Genomic DNA, 21,021 nt, shown 5'->3' with positions numbered 1-21,021 from the left:
ACATACAAGGATTTATGCTCATGTCCCAAGCTCCCCAGGCCAAATATCGTAAAGATTATCAAGAGCCATCTCACGCGATTACCGATATCGATATTACGTTTGATCTTTATGACAATGACACCATCGTTACGGCGATATCAAAGGTTGGTCAAAAAGGCGATACAACAACGCTAGAACTCGATGGCGAGGGGCTTGAGCTGCGCGCTGTAAAAGTAAACGGTGAGGATTGGGCTCATCACGAAGTGAAAGAATCATCGCTTGTACTGACCGATCTTCCATTCGAGTTTGAACTTGAAATCGTCACCAAAATTGATCCTGAAGCGAATACAGCACTCGAAGGTTTGTACAAATCAGGCGGCGCATTTTGTACTCAGTGTGAGGCCGAGGGCTTCCGTCGTATTACTTATTACTTAGATCGTCCTGATGTTCTGGCAAAATACACGACAAAAGTGATCGCAGATAAATCCGCTTATCCATATTTGCTGAGCAATGGTAACCGAATTGCAGAAGGCGATGCAGAGAACGGTCGTCATTGGGTTCAATGGCAGGACCCGCATCCAAAGCCAGCTTACTTGTTTGCTCTTGTCGCAGGGGACTTTGACGTACTGCGTGACAAATACATAACGATGTCAGGTCGCAGTGTTGATTTAGAAATCTTTGTTGATAAAGGTAACTTAGATCGTGCAGGCCATGCGATGACATCGCTGATCAACTCGATGAAGTGGGATGAAGAACGCTTTGGCCTTGAATACGATCTGGATATTTACATGATCGTTGCCGTTGATTTCTTCAATATGGGCGCAATGGAAAACAAAGGCCTAAACATCTTTAACTCAAAGTATGTTCTGGCGAATGACCAAACGGCGACCGATCGTGACTACTTAGGTATCGAAGCTGTAATCGGTCATGAGTACTTCCACAACTGGACTGGCAACCGTGTCACTTGTCGTGACTGGTTCCAATTAAGTCTAAAAGAAGGCTTAACCGTGTTCCGTGACCAAGAATTCTCTTCTGACTTAGGCTCTCGCGCAGATAACCGTATCGATAACGTACGTATCATCCGTGGACCTCAGTTTGCAGAAGATGCAAGTCCAATGTCACATCCAATTCGTCCTGACAAAGTCATTGAGATGAACAACTTCTACACGCTAACAGTGTATGAAAAGGGCAGCGAAGTTATTCGCATGTACCATACACTCCTTGGCGAAGAGGGCTTCCAAAAAGGGATGAAACTTTACTTTGAACGTCACGATGGTACTGCTGCCACATGTGAAGACTTTGTTTCTGCAATGGAAGATGCCACCGGTGTCGATTTAAAACAATTCCGTCTATGGTACAGCCAGTCTGGTACACCGACGCTGCGCGTAAATAGCGAATACAATGCCAATGCAAAAACTTACGCACTAACGGTAGAGCAATTTACGGAGCCAACGCAAGACCAGGCTGAAAAACAAGCGCTGCACATTCCGTTTGATATCGAGCTGTACGATTCGAAAGGTCGAGTTATCCCGTTGCTGATTAACGGTGAATCGGTTCATAACGTGCTAGATATTAAACAAGATAAGCAAACGTTCGTATTTGAAAATGTCGAAGAACAGCCAGTGCCATCTTTGTTGCGTGAATTCTCGGCACCAGTAAAACTAGAATACGACTACAGTGATGATGAATTAGTCTTCTTGATGAAGCACGCAACGAATGACTTCGCTCGTTGGGATGCAAGCCAAATGCTATTGGCTAAATACATTCGTCAGAATGTGAAAAACGTTCAAGCGGGACAAGAAGTATCGCTTTCTGAAGGTGTGATAGATGCTTTCCGTGGTGTGCTATTGGATGAGACGCTTGAGCCAGCTTTCATTGCTCAAGTTTTCTCTTTGCCTTCAATTAATGAGATTACTGGCTGGTACCAGCAAATTGACATCGATGCCGTAGACAAAGTTCTAAACAGCATTACAGTGTCACTTTCCCAAGAGTTAGAAGATGAGCTAAGTGCAACTTATCATACACTGAAGCAAACAGAGTACACGATCGATCATGCTGCGATTGGCAAGCGTGCATTACGTAACCGTTGTCTGCAATACCTAGCACATACGGAAAAAGGTAATGATTTAGTGAAAGCACAATACGCATCTGCAAATAACATGACAGATACGATTGCAGCGATGAGTGCTGCAAATAGTGCTCAGCTTGAGTGTCGTGAAGTTCTTATGGCAGATTATAGCGATAAATGGAAGCACGATGGTTTGGTTATGGACAAGTGGTTTGCACTTCAAGGTAGCAATCCTGCAGAGGATGCACTTGAAAAAGTAAAAGCAACCATGAACCACGAAGCATTTAGCTTGAAAAATCCGAACCGTACGCGCAGTTTGATTGGCTCGTTCTTAAGTGCTAACCCTGTGCGTTTCCATGATAAATCCGGTGCAGGTTACCAATTTGCAGGAGAAATCCTTCGCCAACTTAATGATTCGAACCCACAAGTCGCATCTAGAATGATTGATCCTTTGCTTAAGTTCCGTAAATACGATGAAGGTCGCCAAGCTTTGATCAAAGCAGAACTTGAAAAGCTCAAAGCAATGGATAATCTTGCTAAAGACTTATTCGAAAAAGTGACTAAAGCACTAGACGAATAGTAAACAACACAATAGGGTGGTCATTAAGGCCACCTTATTGTTTATGTCACTTAGTTTTTACTTCATGAACTATTACTACTTCAACCTCAACATTTCATATCAAACGTTTTTATCCCATTATTCTGGCGCGGCAAGTGTTGTTCAAGTCGTCACACATAATGGTTTACGTTTGCAGTTACCCGCCGCACGATTTAGACCATTTCTTAGTCAATTAGGCATTAAAGGCCAGTTTAGACTAACAACTGACCAAAATAATAAGTTTCTTAAGTTAGAAACTCTGTGATGTATTGTATTTGCAGAGAGTTAAATAGGAATCTTAGTCACAGAATCGGACATTTCACCTCTTACCACCACGATTAGTTGTTAAACATTTGTAATTATGCTTTTACAATGGGCACATGCATTACCTATGCTTAGTTTCTAAGGTAACAACCTAGCTACTAAGTCCCCCTACAAAACAACAATTCTAATGTGGAGTGTGAATATGACCGCGCGTGAAAATGTAGTGCCGGTTCTGCTTGAAAAAGTTTACCAACTGATTCAAGACAAACTCGAGCTTTCTCACCAAACGCTTGTAACTAAACTTGCTCAACACTTATTCAGTAACATTGCTGATGATGACCTGATTCAGCGAAACGAATCCGATCTTTATGGTGCTGTCGTCAGCCTTTGGCACCATATCAATGAAAAAAAACCAGAAGAGATTTCGGTACGAGTATTTAACCCGACCGTAAGTCGTCAAGGCTGGCAATCCACACACACAATCGTAGAAATTGTTGTTCCAGATAGTCCATTCTTAGTGGACTCAGTCAAAATGGCTTTAGCGCGTTTGGATCTTGTTTGCCACTTAATGTTAAACAACCCAACACAGATACAGCGTGATAAAAAAGGCCAAGTTACCGACGTAAACGGTGAGGGTGGTGTTCTTCAATCACTGTTCCATATCGAGGTAGACCGCCTTACTAGTAAAGAAGAGATGCAAGCGCTTAAAGAAGAGCTGTTAAAAATTCTATCTGACACTCGTTTAGTCGTTGATGACTGGAAGCAAATGGTTGATAAGCTTAAGCTTGTGACTGATGAACTTGAGAAAAATAAAGATCGTGTTTCTATCCAAACGGCTCGTATGGACGAAACGATCGCATTTCTTCGTTGGCTAGAAGATCATAACTTTACCTTTATGGGTTACAAAGATTATGACTTAGAAGAAGTCAATGGTGATACCGAGCTTGTTCCTGCTAAAGAAAAAGGACTTGGTCTATTTGCTGATGACAAGCGTGTGCGTAGCGTCAAGCTATCTGAGCTTTCAGATTCAGCGCGGTTAGAAGCGAAAAAGCCATACGCTCTGATCATCACAAAAGGTAACAAAGCATCTCGTATTCACCGTCCAGCTTATACTGATTACATCGGTATTAAGAAGTTTGATGAAAACGGTAAAGTAATAGGTGAGCATCGCTTTACTGGTCTATATACCTCTGCCGTGTATAACCAAGCGGTACAAAGCATCCCTCTGATCCGTGAAAAAGTGGACCGTATCCTTGAAGCGAGCGGATATCGTCACGGATCGTATTCATACAAAGCATTGCACAATATCTTAGAAAACTACCCACGCGATGAACTACTTCAAGCAAATGAAGAAGAGCTGCTTGAGGTGGGTATGGGTGTTGTACAAATGCAAGATCGTGACCTACTGCGTTTATTTGTTCGTAAGGACCCATTTGGTCGTTTCTTTAGCTGCATGGTTTATGTCACTAAAGATCGTTATAACACAGAGTTACGTCGTCAAACTCAACGCATTCTTAAGCAGTACTTTGGTTGCGAGCAAGAGGTTGAATTTACAACGTTCTTCTCAGAAAGCCCACTAGCGAGAACACATTACATTGTTCGTGTAGACAATAACAACATTGACGTAGACGTGAAAAAGATCGAGCAAAACCTAATGGAAGTTTCTACCTCTTGGGATGACAGACTAAAAGAATCCATCATTGCTAACTTTGGTGAAAGCAAAGGCCTTCCTCTTTCAAAAGAATACATGAGTGCGTTTCCTCGCTCATACAAAGAGGACATGATGCCAGGTTCTGCGGTTGCAGATATTGAACGCTTAGAAGCGTTAAGTGATGATAATAAACTTGGCATGTTGTTCTACCGACCTCAAGAAGAGGGGGCGGATTCAAAAGCTGTTCGCTTGAAGTTATACCATCGCGATGAGCCAATCCATCTTTCTGACGTAATGCCAATGCTTGAAAACCTTGGCTTACGAGTGATAGGTGAATCACCGTATGAGATCGAGAAAAATAACGGACAGACATTCTGGATCCTTGATTTCTCTATGCTGCATAAGAGCGAGAAAACAGTTGATCTTCGTGAGGCTCGTGATCGTTTCCAACAAGCATTTGCCGCAATTTGGGCGGGCAACCTTGAAAGTGATGGTTTTAACCGATTGGTACTAGGTGCGTCGCTATCTGGGCGTGAGATTTCCATTCTTCGTGCTTATGCTCGATACATGCGCCAAGTCGGTTTCCCATTCAGTCAACAATACATCGAAGACACGCTAAGCCACTACCCAGACTTAGCAACAGGTCTAGTCAAGCTGTTCACCAAGCGATTCGATCCGAAACACAAAGGCAGTGAAAAAGGCCAAAACGATCTGATTAAAAAGCTAACAGAGCAGTTGGATCGTGTAGAGAGCTTGGATGATGATCGTATTATTCGTCGTTACATCGACATGATCATGGCGACACTTCGTACTAACTACTATCAATTAGACGAAAGCAAGCAACCTAAGCCTTGGTTATCTTTGAAAATGAAACCGAGCGATATTCCAGAGATTCCGCAACCTGTACCAGCGTTCGAGATCTTTGTGTATGCACCAGATATTGAAGGTGTTCACCTTCGTGGCGGAAAAGTAGCTCGTGGTGGTTTACGTTGGTCAGACCGTCAAGAAGATTTCCGTACTGAGATTCTTGGCCTAGTGAAAGCGCAACAGGTTAAGAACACTGTTATTGTACCTGTGGGTGCAAAAGGCGGCTTTGTTTGTAAACGCCAGCCATCTCTCACAACCCGTGATGAGATCTTTGCTGAAGGCCAACGTTGTTACAAACGATTTATTCGTGCGCTACTTGATGTATCAGATAACATCATTGAAGGTGAAGTCGTGCCACCACAAAACGTTGTGCGCCATGACGAAGATGACCCATACCTAGTAGTGGCTGCAGATAAAGGCACAGCAACATTCTCAGATCTAGCGAACTCTGTTTCTGCAGAGTACAACTTCTGGTTAGGTGACGCATTTGCTTCAGGTGGTTCAAATGGTTACGACCACAAAGCGATGGGTATCACTGCAAAAGGTGGTTGGGAATCTGTTAAGCGTCACTTCCGTGAAATGGGCATCAACTGCCAGACCACTGACTTTACCGCAATCGGTGTAGGTGATATGGCAGGTGACGTGTTCGGTAACGGTATGCTGTTATCGAAGCATATTCGATTGCAAGCTGCCTTTAACCACATGCACATCTTTATTGATCCAAATCCAGATTCAGCCACCAGCTGGGAAGAGCGTAACCGCTTGTTTAATCTGCCAAGATCAAGCTGGGAAGATTACAATAAAGATTTGATCTCTCAAGGTGGTGGCATCTTCTCTCGTCGATCAAAATCGATCCAGTTGACGCCAGAAATTCAGAAAATGTTAGGTACTAAGAAAGCATCTTTAGCGCCTAATGATCTGATTAAGATGATCTTGAAAATGAAAGTCGATCTGCTTTGGAATGGTGGTATCGGCACTTACGTTAAAGCATCGACAGAAACTCATACGGATGTTGGTGACCGTGCTAACGACATGCTACGCATTGACGGCCGTGACTTAAGAGCAAAAGTGGTTGGCGAAGGCGGTAACTTGGGTATGACTCAGCTTGGTCGTATTGAATACGCACTGACTGGCGGCCGAGTGAACACAGACTTCGTTGATAACGTGGGTGGCGTTGACTGTTCGGATAATGAAGTCAACATCAAGATCTTCCTTAATGGACTGGTTTCAAATGGCGATCTTACGGTTAAGCAACGTAACCAAATTCTAGAGTCTATGGAAGACGAAGTGGGTGAAATTGTCTTAGATGATGCTTACCGTCAATCTGAGTCGATCTCCGTTACTGAACAGCAAGGTGTTGGCATTGTTAAGGAACAAATTCGATTCATCCATACCATGGAAAAAGCAGGGTACTTGGATCGTGCTCTCGAATACATCCCTGATGATGAAACGCTAATCGAGCGTGAAAAACAGGGACTAGGTCTGACTCGCCCTGAGCTATCAGTGTTAGTTGCCTACGGTAAAATGGTACTTAAACAGCAACTTGTTACGGATGAAATCGCGAATGATGAATTCCATGCGAAACAACTTGTTGAATATTTCCCAAGTGCGTTACGACGTAACTATAAAGATCAAATGGTTAATCACCCACTGCGAGCTGAAATTATCGCTACAGCATTGGCTAACCAGATGGTTAATGAAATGGGCTGTAACTTCGTCACTCGTTTGCAAGAAGAAACCGGTGCAAGTGTTGTCGATATTGCTAACGCATACAGTGCGGCTCGTGAAATTTTCGATCTAGAAGCAATTCTTAAGCAGACTCGTGAACTCGATAATATCGCCACTGCTCAAGCTCAGTACGAAATCATGTTTTATGTTCGTCGAGCACTACGTCGAATTGCACGTTGGTTGCTTCGCAACCGCAGTGGTAAATGCACAGTTGGTGAGCTGATTGCTATCTACAAGCAAGATGTCAATGTTATCACTGAAACCTTAGACACTATGCTGGTTGAGTCTGAAGTAGAAGAACACAATGAACTTGCTCAAGGGTGGATTGAGAAAGGGGTAGAAGAGAAACTTGCACATCAAGTCGCTCGTTTATCCAGCTTACAATCTGCACTGGATATCTCATCAGTGGCGAGTGAAACAGGTAAAACGGTTGAGCAAGCATCGAAGCTCTACTTTAACTTAGGTGACCGTTTATCGTTACACTGGTTCTTGAAGCAAATTAACAGCCAAGCCGTTGATAATAACTGGCAGGCACTGGCAAGAGCTGCATTCCGAGAAGATCTGGACTGGCAACAACGTCAACTTACGGCTCAGGTATTAAATTGCGGCTGTGCAACGGAAGAGCTAGACGTGATGAAAGCGTTAGAAGATTGGATGGAAACTAACGAGCAATCACTGCACCGTTGGGAAAGCATCTTGAATGAGTTCAAAGTTGGCTCTGTCCACGAATTTGCTAAGTTTTCTGTAGCACTTCGAGAATTAGTACTCTTGAATCTCAACTGTTCGTCGAAAGAGTAGATGAGCTAGTCAAATTGTAAGTAAAAGCCTCGTTATTTAGCGAGGCTTTTTTGTTGCTCATCGTTTCTATTATAGCGCCGAGTGAGTTACAGCGTAACGATGCGGGGAAGTTAAAATAGGCTGAAATCGATTGCTTTAGGGTGGTTAGTTATAAATTTTATTGTTGAAATCTTACTCTAATTGTTTGTTTTATATTTGAAAATATTAGAAAGATATAGGTTTTTACTTAATACATTCATTTTCATTGAATTACGATGAAAAACAGTAAATAATATTGTCCCGTTTATACGGGGCTTTTTTCTTTCGGAGGCACAATGCTTTACCGTCTAGCCAGAACTGGCTTTTTCCAACTCGATGCCGAGAAGGCACACGATCTTGCAATCAAGAACTTCCAACGCTTTAACGGCACACCACTTGATCTCTTCTACCGCCAACAATTACCAACTCGTCCAGTTGAGTGTATGGGACTAACATTCCGTAACCCAGTAGGTCTTGCGGCTGGCTTAGATAAAAACGGTGAATGCATTGAAGCATTTGATGCCATGGGCTTTGGCTTTGTCGAAGTTGGCACCGTAACACCTCGTCCGCAACCAGGGAATGATAAACCACGCTTATTTCGCTTAGTCGAAGCTGAAGGGATCATCAATCGCATGGGCTTTAATAACCTAGGCGTTGATAATTTGGTCGAGAATGTAAAGCAAGCAAAATTCAACTGTGTTCTCGGAATTAATATTGGTAAAAACAAAGACACACCAATTGAGAAAGGGGCAGAGGACTACCTGATTTGTATGGAGAAAGTGTATGAGTATGCAGGCTACATTGCGGTTAATATCTCATCACCAAACACTCCGGGTCTTCGTTCACTTCAATATGGTGAAGCGCTTGATGAACTACTTTCTGAATTAAAAGCGAAACAAGCAGAACTGTCAGAGAAGTACAACAAATACGTCCCGCTAGCATTAAAAATTGCGCCTGATTTGAGTGACGAAGAAATCTGCCAAATCTGCGATTCTTTATTGAAAAACAATATAGATGGTGTGATCGCGACTAACACAACTCTGGATCGCACGATCGTAGAAGGAATGAAACACGCCAATGAGGCAGGTGGTTTAAGTGGTCGCCCTGTGCAATCACGCTCTACGGAAGTCGTACGTAAGCTTCATGAAGAGCTAGGAGACAAACTTCCAATTATCGGTGTTGGTGGTGTGGATTCCTATGTTGCAGCCAAAGAAAAGCTGATGGCAGGCGCTAAACTTGTTCAAGTCTACACTGGCTTTATTTACCACGGCCCAAGCCTAGTACGTGATATTGTTAAGAATCTTTAACATATACATCAAAAACCACTGAAAAATCAGTAGCTATTACATAAAAAAGAGGACTTTGTTTCCTCTTTTTTTTTATCCGTTCGTTTGTAAAATTTAAAAATCACGAGTAGGTAATTAAGCGTCTTACCTCTTTACCACTGATTTAACTAGTCAAGAGAGAACGGAATAATGCTTAAACCCAGCGACAAATGGAATTGGTATTTTGACGAGCAAAAAGCTTGCTTAATGCTGGATCTGGGGGAGGAAATGATTTTCCAAACCAATTTATCCCGAAAATTGTTGGTTAACTGTGCCTTCTCAAACAATGAATTTACCGTTGATGACGCCAGTGCATTCCAAACGTTTAATGAACGTATTCGATGCCTCGACATCAGCGAATACCGCCAAGCTGAGTTAACACTGTATTGTGTTGCAGCAAAGCGCTTTCATAAACCTGTACAGCCTAAAAGCTGGTTCTTTGACGCACAGTCCTCAGGTTACGAGCCTGAAGAAGGGGACATGGTCTTTCTAACAAACCAATATTCTGATGGCATGTTCATCGTGTTAGAACCAGGCGAGACGTCGAGCTTATGTGCTTATGTTAACCAAGAAGCGTTTGTGCTTGATGGCAATAAGGCGCTTCAGTTTGGGCAGCCGATTAAAGTAATGCATGACCGCATGGCTTGTGCAAATCACCTCTTTGCAATAACCCCTATGGCAATGGTGGGGTAAACCTGTTTAATTTTTTCTTTATTTCGTTCCTTTGTTTGCATTAGTCGACCTCGTTAGGTCGATTTTTTTTGTCCTTTCCTTTGATACTAGATCCCCATCAGCCATGAAACTGTATGTTTTCTATGCATGCAAACATGAAGCTGGTCACTTTTATTTTACTTATTTCAATCTGATGACTCCCTTAACTAGGCAACCTAGCGCTTAAAATGACCCCATTTATTCCCCTATAAGGAAAAAATGTAAGTAACTTACATCAATAATCATTGTTTGGTATATACCAAAATTTATGTAAATAAGTATTCACTTCTTTCCAAGGGAACAAAATTTCGTTCGTGAATAAAAAATACTCAAATTGAAGATGTTGAAAGTTTCAGATCATTTTGTTGGTGATGATTTGAACTAACAGGTGGGGAAATTCCTTTAAAAACGAGGCATTGATCGTAAAGTCAGGTATAATTGAAGCCATTTTTTATCAGCGAAAGAACACTATGAATCAATATCTCGCGGTAACTTCAAATGGCATGGAAAATTTGCTTGTTGAAGAACTGACTAAACTAGGCATTGAAAATGCGAAACCAGTACAGGCAGGCGTAAAATTTAAAGCGACAAACGAACAGGTTTATCGCTGTTGTTTGTGGAGCCGTTTAGCGTCTCGATTTGTACGTGTTTTATCTGAGTTCACGTGTAACAACGACATGGACTTGTATTTATCTACATCTGCTATTAACTGGGTTAACCAATTTCATAGCTCTAAACGTTTTGTTGTGGACTTTAACGGCACAAACCGTGAGATCAGAAATAGCCAATACGGTGCGATGAAAGTCAAAGATGGCATCGTAGATTGCTTTGAAAATAAAGGTTTGCCGCGTCCCAACATCAGTAAAGAACGCCCAGATGTTCGTATTCACGTTCGTTTGCATAAAGATAAAGCGTTGCTTGGGATCGATATGGTAGGCAGTGGTTTGCATCAGCGTGGCTACCGACCAGAATCGGGTCGTGCCCCGTTACGTGAAACGCTTGCTTCTGCGATTATCATGCGTTGTGGCTGGGATGGGCATCAACCATTACTCGATCCAATGTGCGGTTCTGGTACTTTGCTTATTGAAGCTGCGATGATGGCTGCCAACATGGCTCCTGGCGTTAAGCGAAAGCAATGGGGTTTCGAAGTGTTGGAAGACTTTGAACCAGAGACTTGGGCAGAGATTAAATCAGAGGCTAATGTTCAAGCTAGACGAGGTGTCAAGAAAGTTGACGCTAAGTTTTTTGGCTTCGATAACGACCCTAAAGTATTAAAAGTTGCTCAAGAAAACGCGCGCAGAGCAGGCGTTGAAGAATTGATTGAGTTCGCACAAGGTGATGCTGCAACCATTACTCGTCCTACAGGATTCGAACACGGTGTTATCGTTTCAAACCCACCTTACGGTGAACGTCTAGGAACTGAGCCGGGGCTAATTGCGCTCTACACCGCATTTGGTGGACAGCTAAAATCTGAGTTTGGTGGATGTAAAGCCTCTATCTTCTCGAGTTCAGACGAGCTGCTGAGCTGTCTTCGTATGCGTGCTGATAAACAATTTAAATTGAATAATGGTGCGTTACCTTGTCACCAAAAGAACTACAGTATTGCAGAGCGCAGTGCTGATGAGGTGAAGGGTGCTGATACTAATGTTCAAATCGCACCAGACTTTTCAAATCGTTTAAAGAAAAACATTGGCAAGATTGGCAAGTGGGCTCGTAAAGAGAAGCTTGATTGCTACCGAATCTATGACGCTGATCTTCCTGAATACAATGTGGCGATAGACGTATACGGCGATCAAATCGTAATTCAAGAGTATGCTGCGCCAAAAAACATTCCAGAAGAAAAAGCAAAACGTCGCCTAACGGATATCATTCGTGCAACGATTCAGGTGACAGGTGTAGAGGCGAACAAAGTAGTACTTAAAGTTCGTGAAAAGCAGAAGGGTCGCAGCCAATACCAAAAATTAGGTCAGGTATCAGAGACGCTTGAAGTAAACGAGTACGGTGTGAAGCTGATCGTAAACCTTCATGACTATCTAGACACTGGCTTGTTCTTGGATCATAAGATCACTCGTCGTCGCTTAGGTGAAATGGCGCAAGGTAAAGATTTCTTAAACTTGTTTGCATATACTGGGAGTGCGACGGTTCACGCAGCGGTTGGTGGCGCTCGTTCCACAACGACTATTGATATGTCAAATACCTACTTGAACTGGGCGAAAGACAATATGCAGCTTAACGGCTGTGTAGGACGTCAGCATCGCTATGAACAAGCAGACTGTTTGCAATGGCTAGAAAACGCGAAAGGTGAGTACGACTTGATCTTTATTGATCCACCTACGTTCTCTAACTCTAAGCGTATGGAAACATCATTCGACGTACAACGTGACCACATTAAACTGATGAAGAATCTTAAACGTTTACTAAGAAGTGAAGGCACTATCGTATTCTCGAATAACAAGCGCCACTTCAAGATGGATGAAGAGTCGCTGGCCGAACTTGGTTTGAAGGCTCAGAATATTTCTTCTCAAACGTTACCATTAGATTTTGCGCGTAATAAACAGATTCATAACTGTTGGCTAGTAACGCACGCGTAGTATAAACAAAAGGATTAATACGTGCTGATATTGTATAGCACGGAGGGATGCCATCTTTGTGAGATGGCATTTGCTCTAGTAGACCAAATTGGTTTGGCCGAGCAAACAGATATCATTGATATTGCGTTCGATGATGCACTGTTTTCTCGTTACGGCGTCACAATACCCGTATTAAAGTATCAAGATTCTGAGTTGAACTGGCCGTTTGACTTAGAACAACTCACACATTGGTTGGATAATAATGGCATTACTTACCATTCATAACGCACAACTTGCATTTGGTGACCACCCATTGCTGGACAAAGCGGAGTTCGCTCTTCAAGAAAACGAACGCGTTTGTTTAGTGGGTCGCAACGGAGCAGGTAAGTCCACGTTAATGAAAGTGCTTGCCGGCGACATTTTGTTGGACGACGGCAAGATTCAAATCACTCAAGACGTCGTTGTTTCTCGACTTGAACAAGATCCACCGCGTAATCAAGAGGGTACGGTTTACGAATACGTATCTGGCGGTTTGGCTGAAATCGGCGAACAACTGAAGATCTATCACGATCTTCTCGATCTTGTTGCTCAAGATCCGAGTGAGAAAAACATCAACCGTTTAGCCAAGGTTCAAGAGCAGCTTGACCATTCTAATGCTTGGCGTTTTGATGACCGTGTTAAGAACGTACTTGGTGCTTTAAAACTAAGTCCAGAAACTAAACTGACCGATTTATCCGGTGGTTGGCAACGTAAAGCCGCTTTAGCTCGCGCGCTGGTTTGTGACCCTGATGTATTACTTCTTGATGAGCCAACAAACCATCTTGATGTAACAACTATCGAATGGTTAGAGAACTTCTTAAAAGACTTCAAAGGCTCGATCATCTTTATTTCTCACGACCGTGCGTTCATCAAATCAATGGCAACACGCATTGTTGATTTAGATCGCGGGCAATTAGCTTCTTTCCCTGGTGATTACGACAACTACCTAGAAGAAAAAGAAGAGATGCTCCGCGTTGAAGAAATGCAGAATGCTGAATTCGACAAAAAGCTTGCTCAAGAGGAAGTTTGGATTCGGCAGGGCATTAAAGCACGCCGAACTCGAAATGAAGGTCGTGTACGCACATTGAAGAAACTTCGTGAAGAGCGTCGCGATCGCCGGGATGTCCAAGGCAAAGTTAACCTTAATATCGATGATGCTTCACGTTCAGGGAAAATTGTATTTGAAGCAGAAAACATATCTTTTGCTTACGAAGGCAAGACAATCGTCGACAACTTTAGCTTTAACATTATGCGCGGTGACCGTATTGCACTTATCGGACCAAATGGCTGCGGTAAGAGTACGGTACTTAAATTGCTATTAGGGCAATTGGAAGCGCAGTCTGGTCGTTTACACTGCGGAACAAAATTAGAAGTCGCGTACTTTGATCAGTACCGAGAGATTTTGGATCCAGAAAAGACAGTGATCGATAACTTAGCGGATGGGAAACAAGAAGTAATGGTTGGGGGACGTCAGCGTCATGCGCTGAGTTATCTTCAAGACTTCTTATTTGCACCTAAGCGCGCAAGAACCCCGGTTAAGGCGCTCTCTGGTGGTGAGAAAAACCGATTACTGCTAGCTCGTATCTTGTTGAAACCAAACAACTTACTTATTCTTGATGAACCAACCAACGATTTGGATATCGAAACGTTGGAACTTTTAGAAGAAATGCTTGCCAACTATCAGGGCACGTTGCTTTTAGTTAGCCACGACCGAGAGTTTGTTGATAATACTGTTACCACAAGCTGGATCTTCGAAGGAAACGGAGTGATTGAAGAGTTTGTTGGTGGTTATCACGATGCAAGACAGCAGCGTGAACAGGTATTGGCGGTTCGTCAAGCGGTTGAAAAGCCAGCGAAAAAAGAAAAAGTGGTTGAGGAAACTCCCAAAACAACCCAACCTAAGAACAACTCGAAGAAGTTATCGTATAAGCTGCAAAGAGAATTAGAAGCTCTACCAGCTAAACTAGAACAATTAGAGTCGGATATCGAGGGCCTTCAGGAGCAAGTGAACGATCCAGAGTTCTTTGCTAAACCTGTAGAGCAAACTCAGCCGGTATTGGAACAGCTTGCTGCACTAGAGCAGGAGTTGGAAATCGCATTCGAGAGATGGGAAGAACTCGAAGCAATGCAACAGGATAGTTAAGAATTCAATGAATTGTAGTAATAAATTCAAATTGACCGCCATTGCAATGATGGTTGGTACCACAATGAACGCACAGGCGGCATTGTATCAAGTGGTTGAGGTTTCACCTCAGGATCATGGCTCAAACGGTGACTACCAAACGGCTTATGGGGTTGCAATTCAGCAAGGTGATGCGGGTACAGATCCTTCAACAGGTTCCCCTTTCGCTTTGGGCTGTTTTGATGCGGCAGCAAACTGTACACCAGACCAATTTAAGCTTGCGATGGAAACTCGCACAACACCTATTTCAGCAACACAAGCCGTGGATGGAAATAGCTATCGTGAGGAAATTCCATTTGGATTGGACGCGGGCTTTTATTACATCCAAGAACTCAAAGATTTTGAACGTTACTGTTATAACCAGCTTCGCTATTCTACTTGTGACTCTTGGGCTTCTGTAAACTGGACCCCATGGAACAAAGAGCGTAGTAAAGACTTTACTTCTAATGCGTCAGCATTTGTAGAAGGCGATTCTGCTGCTTATAAAAATGAATATAACAATGTTATCAATCAGCTTACCGAAGATGGTGCCGCTGTCGGTAATCAAAGTAAAGTCAACAGTGAAAACAAGTCGACACTGGAAACAAGAAATACAGTCGTAGCACCTATTGAACCAAATTTTGTTACAGGTGATAACGACGCAAGCGTTGTGCAAAGCCACGCTTGGAAAACCGATGGCACTTTTACCGTTGGTAGTGTATCTCGAACAGCAAGTAATACCAATGGCGCTCACCACACATCGAAAGCAGCTATTTGGGATCAAAGTGGAACCGTCAGTGAATTGGCTTGGCCAAGTGGCACATCTAAAGATGGAGAAAGACTGGCTCAAGGAAGCATGCGTGACCTTGTCACAGATGGAACAACGGTTTACGGCGTGGGTTACAACACATACAGTGATGATAACTATCTGAATGCTACTGTTTTTGTCGGAACCCTAGAGGCAGAAGGTAGCGTTGAAAACGCAACTTGGAAAAACAAAGTTGTTGTAGGAGCGAGACAGCGTGAGGGCGATGATACGGTTCATACAAACTCACGATTAACCGATGTTAACTCAAATTTTGTTGCTATTGGTGAAGCAAAACGTTCAGGTGGATACTTAATGCCAACGGGCTCTGCTCCAAATCGTCTCTTTATCGTAAATGATGTTCGTAAGGATTCTATTAACGCTTTTTACCCAACTACCGGAATTTTCTTCAGCGGTGCGGGCGGTAAGATGGGTGGGATCAACTCTTACAATGAAATCGTTGGGCAACTCGATGCGGAAACGACGCGTGAAGACGATGGTAAGCCACGTCGTAAGCGCGGTTTTATCTACCCATACAGTGTAGGTGGTGAGACTAGTGAACGTGCTTCAACACTATTTAATGGAAAAGCTTGGTTCCTAGATAGTTTGACTAATGGCGGTGACTACTCTGAGCAAAACAACCAGTTCCGTATTCTTGACGCAACCGATATCAACGATGCAGGTGTGATTTCTGGTACCGCGATGAAATGTGCTGGCGGTTACAGTACAACAGCAAACAATGCGACATGTAGTTCTGATGAGCAAATCGTAGCCGTAAAATTGGTGCCTATTGCAGGTGCGACTGAGAAGGACATTGTGTCTCGAAGCGTTGACTCAACGACAACAGAGCGTCAAGGTGCAGGCCTTGGTTTGTTAGCTTTGACCATGCTTGGATTGTTTGGGTTCCGTAGAAAATAGTCAAAAATCGTCAGTAATTTTTAAATCAAGCAGAGGCTCACACATTTGAGCCTCTGCTTTTTTTATGCCTTGAGAAATCACTCAACTTGATCGATTCTTATAAGTGGAGTCATAAAAACTCCATCAAAGTTTCACAATAACAGCTGTACGTTAGTAAATGGACCTGTATGAGGAATTAACTATGAAGAGACAAAAGCGTGATCGCCTAGAACGAGCTCAATCTCAAGGCTATAAAGCTGGGTTGAATGGAAGGTCTCAAGAGGCTTGCCCATATCAACAAGTTGATGCTCGGTCGTATTGGTTAGGTGGTTGGCGTGATGCCAGAGATGAAAGACAATCTGGTCTCTACAAATAAACTCTCCACATACAAAAAGAAGGATTCGAAAGGGCTCTACGGAGCCTTTTCTACATTTATAGACTAGGCAAACAAAAAGGCCCCTAAATAGGAGCCTTTATAAATCGATTAAAGTCGTGATTAGAAGTTTGAAGTGTCTTGGAACAAACCAACTTTCAAATCTTTCGCAACGTAGATTTCTTTGCCATCTACGCATACACGACCGTCAGCCAAACCCATTACCAGTTTACGGTTTACGACGCGTTTCATGTGGATTTCGTAGGTTACTTTTTTCGCCGTCGGTAGGATTTGGCCTGTAAACTTCACTTCACCAACACCTAGAGCGCGACCTTTACCTTTACCGCCAACCCAGCCAAGGAAGAAGCCAACAAGTTGCCACATCGCGTCAAGGCCAAGGCAGCCAGGCATTACTGGATCACCAGGGAAGTGGCAATCAAAGAACCACAAATCTGGAGTAATATCCAATTCCGCCAAGATCAAACCTTTACCAAAATCGCCCTCTGCCTCAGACATTTTAGTAATACGATCCATCATTAGCATGTTTGGCGCAGGAAGCTGAGGGTAACCAGGCCCAAACAGTTCCCCTTGGCTAGAAGCAAGTAGATCGTCACGGTTATAAGAATCACGTTTGTTTTGCATTATCAATTACTCCAATTTTTGATAGCTGCATCTTAGTGAACACGTGTACGCTAAACAACTCCGATCAGTACTAGACAAACCAGTTTTTGATGCGCTGCACAATTCCTTCTGGATGCTCATGTCTTTCAAAGTTTTCAATACGTTCCGCTATTTTGCCAATAATGCTCTCGTCTTCGCCTCTAAAAGGTTTATTCATAACAATCGGAATAGCTTCATCTACCGTAGAGACGGACCAAATATGGAACTCACCATTTTTAATGCTTTCTATTACATCTTTATGTAATGCAAGGTGTTTAAGGTTTGATTTCGGCATGACAACGCCTTGATTTCCCGTAAAACCCTGATGTTTACAAACCTGATAAAAACCTTCAATTTTCTCGTTCAAGCCACCGACTGCTTGCACTCGACCAAACTGATCGACGGCTCCTGTAACCGCAACTTGTTGATTAATTGGAGATTCAGATAACGCACTCACCAAACAACAAAGTTCTGCGAGAGATGCGCTGTCACCGTCAACTTCACTATAAGACTGTTCAAATACAATCGAGGCAGAGTAAGGCAGAGGTTCATCCAGTTTTAGAGCAGAGCTTAAGAAAGCTTGCATAATCATCATGCCTTTCGCATGTAGATTGCCGCCAAGTTCAGCTTTGCGCTCAACATCGGAAACATCGCCATCACCAAAGTGAATTACACACGATATTCTAGCAGGCTCACCATAGCTGACAGGGTGTCCAGCCATATCGATGACGGTTAGGCCATTGATTTGACCAACTTGCTTCCCAGTTGTCTCAATGATGACTTGGCCATCTAAAATATCGTACACGGCACGCTGAGGAAGATAGGATTCGCGGTAATACTTGTCGTCAATCGCTTTATCTAATGACTCGTAATCTAATGTTTGGCCATCACTGAACTGGCTGGCAAGTGTTAGAAGTTGAGAATGCCACATTACACCTAACGGCAAATAATGTTGATCTTCAGTAAATCTCATACCAGCTAGCAATAGTCTTCTAAAGCCACATTCCGTTAAGTGAGGTAGCTGATATTGAGAACATATCCAGTTCACCAAACCAAAGTAATCTGTCAAATTCTGCTCTGACAAATGAATATCTTCTTCAACTTCGGTATACATGGCAAAGCCTGAACAAAAGTCCTCGTCGATATATTCTAGCTCTGCTAACTGACTTCTTTCCCCAGTTACAATCAGTTTTACATCATAAGCTTTAGATGGCGGTACTGAAGTAGGTAAGCGAGTAGGGCTTAGGTTCAGTGGCTCGATAAGGTTTTGTTGAATTGCAGACTTTATATTCGGCCAAAGTCCCGGGTTAGCCAGAATGAGATTAGCAGGTACAATCAAATAACCGTCGTCAGCTTGTGAAATCAAGCCAGGTTGGAAGGCAATATCACCACTTACATCAACACTGTAACGGTCAAATAAACGTTTGGCATCAAGTGATTCCGACAAAACAATCGCAGCGTTAGAATGACTCTGAAGAGCTTTACTGATGAACTCTCTATAGACAGAATTATCGACGCAGTTAATGAGTAGCACGCGTGTCAATCCCGACATTTTGGAAAAGCGAGATATCGTTGCCGACATCCTCGGTTGAAGATCAGTAAAAGACTTCTTTGGTAATGAAGGTGCAGACTTTAAAAGTGCTTCGTACTGCTCAAGTGAAGGTGTTACGTCTTGCCAATTAAGTTGGTTCATTAAAATTCATCGTAATTCAATCTTGCCGACATTATAACGAAATGGACTATAACACCCTAGCACCAATTTGGTTCGCTCACGGCATTCAACACTCAATGAACAATACTTAGACAAATGAGTGATCAACATCGATACTTCTAAGAGTTTTATTTGCCCAAGTAAATTATCTGGGTTACGCTGTCACTAGGTTATGTTTATGGGTCGGAATAAATGAAATATCAGCAGCTTGAGAATCTAGAGTGTGGGTGGAAATGGAAGTATCTCATCAAGAAATGGAAAGATGGTGAAGCGATTACCCGACATATTGATACAAGTGAAGCAGATGCCGCGGTTGGAGAGCTAAAACGTCTTGAACACGAACCTACGCTTGTATTAGCTTGGATAGAAAACCACATGTCAGAAGAGTTGGACAACAAACTCAAGCAGGCTATCCGAGCGAAAAGGAAGCGTCATTTCAATGCAGAGCAAGTCCATACAAAGAAAAAGTCCATTGACTTAGATTATCGAGTTTGGGAAAAGCTTTCTAGCAGAGCAAACGAGCTCGGTTGTACATTATCTGACGCAATTGAATATCTACTTTCTGAAGCATCGAGAAGTGAAAAAGCGAGTCAAAAAGTTACCTCGATCAAAGAGGATTTGAGTAAATTGCTATCTAGCTAGGATAGGGAGTGCCAAATGTTATATGTAATCTTAATTGCTGCCATCGTAATCTTTTGGTTGATCGCAGTTGATAGACCAGTGCTAAAAGTAAAGTTTGATAACGGCCATATCAGTAACGTAAAAGGGCATCTACCACCTTCTTTCAAACATAACTTACAAGATATTAGTGAACATGATCCTTTTAGTGGTGAAATGAAGGTATATAGCCAACGAACTGGCATGCGTTTGAGCTTTTCCAAGGACGTTCCCAAAAAAATCCAGCAGCGGATTCGCAACGTTTTTCCGCATCAAGGTTTCAAAGCGAGCAAAGGCAAGAAGCGAGCTTAATTACATATCAGTTACTTAATCGTGTTAAATGGGACGCAATATAGCGTCCCATTTTCGTATCTATAGAAAAATTATTTATCATTGATTAATCAATAAGATAAACGGACTTAAACTATGCGATACGTTGTAACTTTAATGGTCTTTCTCTTTGTAAGTGCTTCAGCTTTGTCTGACGACTCGGAAACGAATCCATTGGCTAAAAAGATTAAAACTAAGATTCAAAGGAAAGCAGACAATAAATTTGATGACTACCAAGGTTATTGTGATGTCATGATAGAGATGGAACACAAAGGTAAAAAAGCAGTAATAAAAAGAGTAACCAGTAGTGGTGACAAAAAAGTTTGTCGGTATGTGAAATCCAACTTGAGGAAAGGAAAACGCTATCGTTATAAATATCCAGAAAAGTATATTCGGCTTCATATAGCCACAGGTTCGTGATTGCAATGTTGATTAGAAGCATCGGGCAGCAAGAGCGCAAAGCTTTCAGACTCGATGAACTAGATGAAAATGAAGTGGCTCTCGTGTAATTGGTTAGGAATGCAGGCTAGGTGAGATAAACCAATCAACTCGAAATGATAATCTGCAGATAAAATCAGTATGGGAAGGAATTGAAAAAGTTTAATGGACTTGGATTATCTAGCATTTCAATGGTTTGTGCCGGATTGGCCTTAGTGATTGCAAATCCACAGGAACCACTATTACTGTCAATCCCATTTTAAAATGTCCTGTCCTCAGCAAAGTAGAAATGTCCTGTTTGTCTGCTGATCTATACTTATAAGCACTTAGCATCATACAGGTGTTTGGAGAAAGTTATGGGGAGCATCAACAC

The 21,021-nt window shown here is 42.6% G+C and carries 15 protein-coding genes and 1 pseudogene; 14 read left to right on the top strand and 2 right to left on the bottom strand.

Annotated features, from left to right (window positions below; all coding sequences use genetic code 11):
- Positions 1–20: 20 nt before the first annotated feature.
- The 10 genes from pepN (at position 21) to rmf (ending at position 16,855) form a co-directional block, all read left to right on the top strand.
- Positions 21–2,627 (top strand): aminopeptidase N, encoded by a 2,607-nt coding sequence (gene pepN / locus FKN16_RS18455; protein ID WP_170903332.1) that lies wholly within the window; start codon positions 21–23, stop codon positions 2,625–2,627.
- A gap of 64 nt (positions 2,628–2,691) precedes the next feature.
- Positions 2,692–2,910 (top strand): DUF2835 domain-containing protein, encoded by a 219-nt coding sequence (locus FKN16_RS18450; protein ID WP_046876238.1) that lies wholly within the window; start codon positions 2,692–2,694, stop codon positions 2,908–2,910.
- Between the two features lie 201 nt (positions 2,911–3,111).
- The gene (locus FKN16_RS18445) at positions 3,112–7,953 is read left to right on the top strand and encodes an NAD-glutamate dehydrogenase (RefSeq protein ID WP_170903331.1); all 4,842 of its coding nucleotides are present in this window, start codon (positions 3,112–3,114) and stop codon (positions 7,951–7,953) included.
- Positions 7,954–8,267: 314 nt separating this feature from the next.
- Positions 8,268–9,278, top strand: coding sequence for a quinone-dependent dihydroorotate dehydrogenase (pyrD, locus tag FKN16_RS18440; RefSeq protein ID WP_048626411.1), 1,011 nt, complete (start codon positions 8,268–8,270; stop codon positions 9,276–9,278).
- A 168-nt stretch (positions 9,279–9,446) separates the two neighbouring features.
- Positions 9,447–9,989 (top strand): cell division protein ZapC, encoded by a 543-nt coding sequence (locus tag FKN16_RS18435; RefSeq protein ID WP_005396505.1) that lies wholly within the window; start codon positions 9,447–9,449, stop codon positions 9,987–9,989.
- A 488-nt stretch (positions 9,990–10,477) separates the two neighbouring features.
- Positions 10,478–12,598, top strand: coding sequence for a bifunctional 23S rRNA (guanine(2069)-N(7))-methyltransferase RlmK/23S rRNA (guanine(2445)-N(2))-methyltransferase RlmL (gene rlmKL, locus FKN16_RS18430; protein ID WP_046876219.1), 2,121 nt, complete (start codon positions 10,478–10,480; stop codon positions 12,596–12,598).
- A gap of 21 nt (positions 12,599–12,619) precedes the next feature.
- Entirely contained in the window at positions 12,620–12,862 is a 243-nt protein-coding gene (locus tag FKN16_RS18425; RefSeq protein ID WP_074190119.1) for a glutaredoxin family protein, read from the top strand.
- Positions 12,840–14,759 carry an ABC transporter ATP-binding protein gene (locus tag FKN16_RS18420; protein WP_170903330.1) on the top strand — a complete coding sequence of 640 codons (1,920 nt, stop codon included), beginning with the start codon at positions 12,840–12,842 and terminating at the stop codon, positions 14,757–14,759. The genes FKN16_RS18425 and FKN16_RS18420 overlap by 23 nt, the downstream gene beginning before the upstream one ends.
- Before the next feature lie 7 nt (positions 14,760–14,766).
- Positions 14,767–16,500 carry a DUF3466 family protein gene (locus FKN16_RS18415; protein ID WP_170903329.1) on the top strand — a complete coding sequence of 578 codons (1,734 nt, stop codon included), beginning with the start codon at positions 14,767–14,769 and terminating at the stop codon, positions 16,498–16,500.
- 181 nt (positions 16,501–16,681) lie between these two features.
- Positions 16,682–16,855, top strand: coding sequence for a ribosome modulation factor (rmf, locus tag FKN16_RS18410; RefSeq protein WP_005377453.1), 174 nt, complete (start codon positions 16,682–16,684; stop codon positions 16,853–16,855).
- A 120-nt stretch (positions 16,856–16,975) separates the two neighbouring features.
- Here the strand turns inward: rmf and fabA are convergent, their stop codons facing one another.
- The gene (fabA, locus tag FKN16_RS18405) at positions 16,976–17,494 is read right to left on the bottom strand and encodes a bifunctional 3-hydroxydecanoyl-ACP dehydratase/trans-2-decenoyl-ACP isomerase (RefSeq protein WP_170903328.1); all 519 of its coding nucleotides are present in this window, start codon (positions 17,492–17,494) and stop codon (positions 16,976–16,978) included.
- Positions 17,495–17,564: 70 nt separating this feature from the next.
- The gene (locus FKN16_RS18400; protein WP_170903327.1) at positions 17,565–19,205 is read right to left on the bottom strand and encodes a Lon protease family protein; all 1,641 of its coding nucleotides are present in this window, start codon (positions 19,203–19,205) and stop codon (positions 17,565–17,567) included.
- A gap of 210 nt (positions 19,206–19,415) precedes the next feature.
- Here FKN16_RS18400 and matP point away from each other — a divergent pair, with 210 nt between their 5' ends.
- The 4 genes and pseudogenes from matP to FKN16_RS18380 all read left to right on the top strand — a co-directional run.
- Entirely contained in the window at positions 19,416–19,865 is a 450-nt protein-coding gene (gene matP, locus FKN16_RS18395) for a macrodomain Ter protein MatP (protein ID WP_170903326.1), read from the top strand.
- A 15-nt stretch (positions 19,866–19,880) separates the two neighbouring features.
- Positions 19,881–20,192, top strand: coding sequence for a DUF3634 family protein (locus tag FKN16_RS18390; protein ID WP_048626406.1), 312 nt, complete (start codon positions 19,881–19,883; stop codon positions 20,190–20,192).
- Positions 20,193–20,306: 114 nt separating this feature from the next.
- Positions 20,307–20,630: a hypothetical protein gene (locus tag FKN16_RS18385; RefSeq protein ID WP_046876223.1), complete on the top strand. Its 324-nt coding sequence runs from the start codon at positions 20,307–20,309 to the stop codon at positions 20,628–20,630.
- Positions 20,631–20,803: 173 nt separating this feature from the next.
- Positions 20,804–20,911: pseudogene (locus FKN16_RS18380) on the top strand (DUF3693 domain-containing protein); the annotation flags it as partial.
- Between the last annotated feature and the right edge of the window lie 110 nt (positions 20,912–21,021).

This window comes from Vibrio sp. 11-4(1) (assembly GCF_013048625.1).
GTDB classification, from domain to species: Bacteria; Pseudomonadota; Gammaproteobacteria; order Enterobacterales; family Vibrionaceae; genus Vibrio; species Vibrio diabolicus.
This window is presented reverse-complemented; position numbering and strand designations above follow the sequence as displayed.

Coding starts and splice junctions, on each gene's coding strand:
- FKN16_RS18445 (WP_170903331.1), top strand. CDS start 3,112: ATGACCGCGCGTGAAAATGTAGTGCCGGTTCTGCTTGAAAAAGTTTAC.
- FKN16_RS18420 (WP_170903330.1), top strand. CDS start 12,840: ATGGCATTACTTACCATTCATAACGCACAACTTGCATTTGGTGACCAC.
- FKN16_RS18385 (WP_046876223.1), top strand. CDS start 20,307: ATGCGATACGTTGTAACTTTAATGGTCTTTCTCTTTGTAAGTGCTTCA.
- FKN16_RS18450 (WP_046876238.1), top strand. CDS start 2,692: ATGAACTATTACTACTTCAACCTCAACATTTCATATCAAACGTTTTTA.
- FKN16_RS18415 (WP_170903329.1), top strand. CDS start 14,767: ATGAATTGTAGTAATAAATTCAAATTGACCGCCATTGCAATGATGGTT.
- FKN16_RS18435 (WP_005396505.1), top strand. CDS start 9,447: ATGCTTAAACCCAGCGACAAATGGAATTGGTATTTTGACGAGCAAAAA.
- pepN (WP_170903332.1), top strand. CDS start 21: ATGTCCCAAGCTCCCCAGGCCAAATATCGTAAAGATTATCAAGAGCCA.
- rmf (WP_005377453.1), top strand. CDS start 16,682: ATGAAGAGACAAAAGCGTGATCGCCTAGAACGAGCTCAATCTCAAGGC.
- FKN16_RS18390 (WP_048626406.1), top strand. CDS start 19,881: ATGTTATATGTAATCTTAATTGCTGCCATCGTAATCTTTTGGTTGATC.
- FKN16_RS18400 (WP_170903327.1), bottom strand. CDS start 19,205: ATGAACCAACTTAATTGGCAAGACGTAACACCTTCACTTGAGCAGTAC.
- fabA (WP_170903328.1), bottom strand. CDS start 17,494: ATGCAAAACAAACGTGATTCTTATAACCGTGACGATCTACTTGCTTCT.
- pyrD (WP_048626411.1), top strand. CDS start 8,268: ATGCTTTACCGTCTAGCCAGAACTGGCTTTTTCCAACTCGATGCCGAG.
- rlmKL (WP_046876219.1), top strand. CDS start 10,478: ATGAATCAATATCTCGCGGTAACTTCAAATGGCATGGAAAATTTGCTT.
- matP (WP_170903326.1), top strand. CDS start 19,416: ATGAAATATCAGCAGCTTGAGAATCTAGAGTGTGGGTGGAAATGGAAG.